This is a genomic window from Citreicoccus inhibens (assembly GCF_019039035.1).
Classification (GTDB): Bacteria; Myxococcota; Myxococcia; order Myxococcales; family Myxococcaceae; genus Citreicoccus; species Citreicoccus inhibens.
Window position 1 is genome coordinate 1 of record NZ_JAHNZT010000088.1, and the last position, 5,017, is coordinate 5,017.

Below are 5,017 nucleotides of genomic sequence, written 5' to 3' on the forward strand. Positions count from 1 at the left end.
CTTCTGCGTCAAGCCGCTCGCTTCGAACTCCTCGGCGACCTGGAACCACTCTTCACTCGCAACCGGCTTTGACATTCCGGCCAGGGTCCACCACCACCTCTACCCCTTCAATCCCTCCCGCCACGTCACTCGCCGGACGGTTACGATGCTGAAGCTCATCCTCCAACTCTACCGGGTGGAGGCCGCGGTGAAGGAGGCGGGGCTGGCCAGGACTCCCGCTCACCTGGCCATGCGCAAGGAGCAGTCTTCCCCGGCGTTGGCCGCAATCCGCTCCTGGCTCGAGGAGAACAGGCCTCTGCATCCACCTCGCGGCCCGCTGGGCACGGCAATCACCTATGCGCTTGGCCAGTGGGACGCGCTCACCCGCTTTGTCGATGACGTGCGACTCCCCTTGGACAACAACGCCTCGGAGCGAGCCCTGCGTGTCGCAGCCCTGGGGCGGAAGAACTTTCTGTTTGTCGGACATGACCGCGCGGGCCGCAACCTCGCGGGGCTCTACTCGCTGGTCGCCACCTGCTCGGCGAACGGCATCAATCCGCGCGAATACCTCTCCGACGTCTTGCTCCGCGTGCAGTACCACCCGGCATGCCGCCTGGATGAACTCCTGCCAGGCCCCTGAAATCGTCGCCTCGTCACGCACACCTCCTGACGCACGCGACGGACCTCCATCCCATCCGAGAGCGTCACCACGACACTGCCCCTGGCTCCGGGCGGGACTCATCCCTCGTCAGGACAGCCAAACCCGGACGGGTACGGTGAAGGAGCTCGAGCGGGAGCTGCAGCGCAAGGAGAAAGCGCTGGCGGAGACGGCGGCGCAACTGGTGCTCGAAAAACTTCAGGCGATGGGCTGGGACCAGAGGCACCCGGAAGACGAGGACGATTCCGGGGGCGAGAAGAGCGAGAGATGACACTCGCCCACGTCGACGAGGCGCTGGAGAAGGGCGTACGGCTGGAGGCTGTCTGCGAGCGGCTCGGGGTAGCCCCGCGAACGATTCAACGCTGGAGAAAACCAGCGACGGTCGAGGACCGGCGGTGCGGTCCCCATACCCGGCCGGCCAATCGACTCTCCGAGGTGGAGCGGCGCCGCATCCTCGCCGTCGCCAACAGCGAGGAGTTCCGCGACGCCTCGCCCAAGCAGATTGTCCCTCGGCTGGCGGACCGGGGCGAGTACGTGGCCAGCGAGGCGAGCTTCTACCGGGTGCTGCGCGAAGCCGGACAGTTGGTCCATCGCGGACATGCCAAGGCGCCCACGTCCAGGCCCCGGGCCGAGCACACCACCACCGCGCCCAACCAAGTGTGGAGCTGGTACATCACCTACCTGAAGGGCCCGGTGAGGGGCACCTTCCTCTATCTCTACATGGCGGTGGAGATCTTCAGTCAGCGCATCATGGCATGGGATTCGAGGTGCATGAGGAGGAGTCCGCTGCGCACGCCGCGGTCCTCATCCGCCGCTGCTGGCAGGACGCCGGTTGCCCCGAGGGGCTGGTGCTGCACTCGGACAACGGAGGCCCGATGAAGGGCGCCACGCTGCTGGCCACCCTGCAGGGGTTCGGCGTCACGCCCTCCTTCAGTCGGCCCCGCCTCTCGGACGACAACGCTTTCTGCGAAGCGCTTTTCCGGACGCTGAAGCATCGGTGAGCGTCAAGGTAGTTGTCGCGTGAGAGGGTTCAGCCGACGGACCGTATCTCCTGCGGAAGCGGGGTGAGGTTGGGAGTGGGATTGAGGCGCACGGGGCCTACCGGCGTCCAGTCGCGCGTGCCGCGACTCCAGCGCTCGGGATGGCGGCGCCGGGCGCGCTGGTACACTTGGTGGCGCAGGGCGAGGAGCGAGGCTTCGCGCCGGAAGTGTCTGTCGTCGGGAGTGACGAAGCGGATGGCTGAGTGGCGGTGCTCGGTGTTGTACCAGGCGGTGAAGCGCGTCACCCAGACACGGGCCTCCTTGACGGATGCGAAGGGGCGCTGTGGAAAACAGGGGCGGTACTTCAGCGTCCGGAAGAGCGCTTCGGAGAAGGCGTTGTCGTCCGAGACGCGGGGCCGACTGAAGGAGGGCGTGACACCCAGCCATTGCAGGGTGGCCAGCAACGTGGCGCCCTTCATCGGGCCTCCGTTGTCTGAGTGCAGCACCAACCCCTCGGGGCAACCGGCGTCCTGCCAGCAGCGGCAGATGAGGACCGCGGCGTGCTCAGCGGACTCCTCCTCGTGCACCTCGAATCCCATGATGCGCCGACTGAAGATGTCCACCACCAGGTAGAGATAGAGGAAGGTGCCCCTCACCGGGCCCTTCAGGTACGTGATGTCCCAGCTCCACACCTGGTTGGGTGCGGTGGTGGTGTGCTCGGCCCGAGGCCTGGGCGTGGGCGCCTTGGCATGGCCTCGGTGGGTCAACTGTCCGGCTTCGCGCAGCACCCGGTAGAAGCTCGCCTCGCTGGCCACGTACTCTCCCCGGTCCGCCAGCCGGGGGACAATCTGCTTGGGCGAGGCGTCGCGGAACTCCTCGCTGTTGGCCACGGCGAGGATGCGACGCCGCTCCACCTCGGAGAGTCGATTCGAGGGCCGGGTATGGGGGCCGCACCTCCGGTCCTCGGCCGTGGCGGGCTTTCTCCAGCGTTGAATCGTTCGCGGGGCCACCCCGAGCCGCTCGCAGACGACCTCCAGCCGTACTCCCTTTTCCAGCGCCTCGTCGACGTGGGCGAGCGTCATTTCTCGCTCTTCTCGTCTCCGGAGTCGTCCTCGTCTTCCGGGTGCCTCTGGTCCCAGCCCATCGCCTGAAGTTTTTTTTCGAGCACCAGCAGCGCCGCCGTCTCCGCCAGCGCCTTCTCCTTGCGCTGCAGTTCCCGCTCGAGCTCCTTCACCCGCTTCTCGGCGGCGGCCAGTCGCTTGCGCTCTTTGGCCGGCAGGGGCTCCGTCGATGTGCCCGAGAGGGCTCCGGCGGCTGCCTGCTGCCACTCCTTCAGCTGCGCCTCGTGCAACCCCTCACTGCGAAGGAGCGCTCCTAGTTCCTCACCGACAAGCCCCTGCGTCGCCGCCAGCACGCGCAGTTTCTCCTCGGGCGTCCACTTCTTCGGCCCTGCCGGCGCAACGGGCTTCTTCTCTTCGGGAGGAGGCGTCATCGCCGCCACCCTATTCGCCTCGCGCAGCCACTGCGACAACGTCGGCTGGGACACTCCCACTTGTCGGGCCAGCGCCGCGGCGCTCACCGCGCCCGGGCCCACCATCCGCTTCACCATCTGCAACTTGAATGCAGCCGTATACGACACCGCGTCCTGCCTGCTCTCGCCCCCAAGGCGTCATCGGCTCGGCATCTCGGCCGAGGCGACAACTTCCCTGACACAGGGGGGTATCGCCCCTGCTTTCTACAGCGGCCCTTCACGTCCATCAAGGACGCCCATGCCTGGGTGACGCGCTTCACCGACTGGTACAACACCGAGCACCGCCACTCGGCTATCCGCTTCGTCACTCCCGATGACAGAGACTCCCGGCGCGAAGCCTCGCTGGTCTCCCGGCGCCACCAGGTGTACCAGCGCGCCCGGCGCCGACATCCCGCGCGCTGGAGTCGCGGCACTCGCGGCTGGACGCCGATAGGCCCCGTGCGCCTCAACCCCTCTCCCAATCTCACCCCGATTCTGCAGGACGCGCGGTCCGTCGGCTGAACCCACTCACGCGACAACTACCTTGACGCTCACCGGCACAAGGGGACTGCCCGTCCGGATTTCTCGCAAGTCTTCTCACTCCGACCAGGAGCAAGAGCTCGACGCGGCCTGATTCAAGCCCTCCTCAATCCTGACGGCCGGCAAGCCTCGCGCTCTCGCGATCGCTCTACCGGCCGTCCTGCTCTCACCGATTGCGGCTCACGCGTTCGAAACGCCGCCCCTCTCAAGCTCATCTCCAGTCGGCGTGGCCTGCATTGACACTCCTTGCCCGCTGTTCCGTCCGAGAGGCGCACGGGCTACTGCCGGTCCTGATCCGGCGTGCTGTCGCCCCAAATGAAGACATCTTGGCGTGAAGTCACTAACGCCGCCATCACCTGCCATTACAGAACTCACGGCGCCCGCCCCAATCCGAGACCACAGAAACTGCGCACAAATCACCCAACAACCACATTCGACTCCTCCACAGACAATATCAACCCGCCCCGGACAACAATCCTCCAACCAACACGATGCCGCAAGAGCGTCACAGGATCTACCCCCTCAACAACAACCCGAGCCACATCTCCATCCATTTCCTCCGAAACAACAGAAACATCACCCCAAGACATCTTCTGCTCAACAAGCCAAACCGCATCCACCCCACTCACCCCCAACGGCTCACTGCGATACTCAAATCCAGGCGCGAAGCACCTGGAGAACCCAGGATTGCCCTCAGGATCAGTCCACCATCGAACAAATTCAGCAACAAGACGATTATCCACAAACACAGCCCAAACCTCACTTAAAGATCAATGAATGCGCCGCAAAGCCACCAAAATCGGTGAGCCTCACGAACTTCCGAGAACTCTGCGAGTCATAAAACCATGAGCGCCCGTTCTTTGTCACTCCAATAAGTACATGATCCGACAAAGTTGCGCTACTTCCACGAAACACATCAAAAAATCACTCCCTCCATCCTGTCAACAGCGTATTCGACTGCGGATCACCAAAACGAACTCCTACTTGGCTGCGAATCTGTGAAATCGCCTTGGCGATACTCCCTCCACTCTCGCGAACCGGCTCCATTGCGACATCAAGGCTCAGCGTACCATTGCGAACACTTCCAAGAAATCACGAACACAATTCGCACAATTTCGAATCCCTCCCGTTTGGTTGAACTGTGAGATGCGAGCACCATTCGCTGAACCAACGTGCGCAGCCGCCTCCGAAGGCTCAAGTGCGACCGTAACCGTCCGGCGAGCGACGTGGCGGGAGGGATTGAAGGGGTAGAGGTGGTGGTGGACCCTGGCCGGAATGTCAAAGCCGGTTGCGAGTGAAGAGTGGTTCCAGGTCGCCGAGGAGTTCGAAGCGAGCGGCTTGACGCAGAAG

The 5,017-nt window shown here is 64.3% G+C and carries 4 protein-coding genes and 2 pseudogenes; 5 read left to right on the plus strand and 1 reads right to left on the minus strand.

Going from position 1 to position 5,017, the window contains the following annotated elements; translation table 11 throughout:
• Positions 1-148: 148 nt before the first annotated feature.
• The 4 genes and pseudogenes from KRR26_RS36085 to KRR26_RS37530 form a co-directional block, all read left to right on the plus strand.
• A pseudogene (locus tag KRR26_RS36085) lies at positions 149-619 on the plus strand (IS66 family transposase); the annotation flags it as partial.
• 136 nt (positions 620-755) lie between these two features.
• The gene (locus tag KRR26_RS36090) at positions 756-908 is read left to right on the plus strand and encodes a hypothetical protein (RefSeq protein WP_217082148.1); all 153 of its coding nucleotides are present in this window, start codon (positions 756-758) and stop codon (positions 906-908) included.
• Entirely contained in the window at positions 905-1,516 is a 612-nt protein-coding gene (locus tag KRR26_RS36095; RefSeq protein ID WP_217082149.1) for a helix-turn-helix domain-containing protein, read from the plus strand. The genes KRR26_RS36090 and KRR26_RS36095 overlap by 4 nt, the downstream gene beginning before the upstream one ends.
• A complete protein-coding gene (locus KRR26_RS37530; RefSeq protein WP_268905935.1) occupies positions 1,513-1,638 on the plus strand; it encodes a hypothetical protein in 126 nt (41 codons plus the stop codon). Before KRR26_RS36095 ends, KRR26_RS37530 begins: the two co-directional genes overlap by 4 nt.
• A gap of 29 nt (positions 1,639-1,667) precedes the next feature.
• Here the strand turns inward: KRR26_RS37530 and KRR26_RS36105 are convergent.
• Positions 1,668-3,256, minus strand: a pseudogene (locus KRR26_RS36105) (IS3 family transposase).
• Here KRR26_RS36105 and KRR26_RS37955 point away from each other — a divergent pair.
• Entirely contained in the window at positions 3,170-3,649 is a 480-nt protein-coding gene (locus KRR26_RS37955) for an integrase core domain-containing protein (RefSeq protein ID WP_217082151.1), read from the plus strand. The pseudogene KRR26_RS36105 and the gene KRR26_RS37955 overlap by 87 nt on opposite strands.
• Positions 3,650-5,017: the final 1,368 nt, after the last annotated feature.

Coding starts and splice junctions, on each gene's coding strand:
- KRR26_RS36095 (WP_217082149.1), top strand. CDS start 905: ATGACACTCGCCCACGTCGACGAGGCGCTGGAGAAGGGCGTACGGCTG.
- KRR26_RS37530 (WP_268905935.1), top strand. CDS start 1,513: ATGAAGGGCGCCACGCTGCTGGCCACCCTGCAGGGGTTCGGCGTCACG.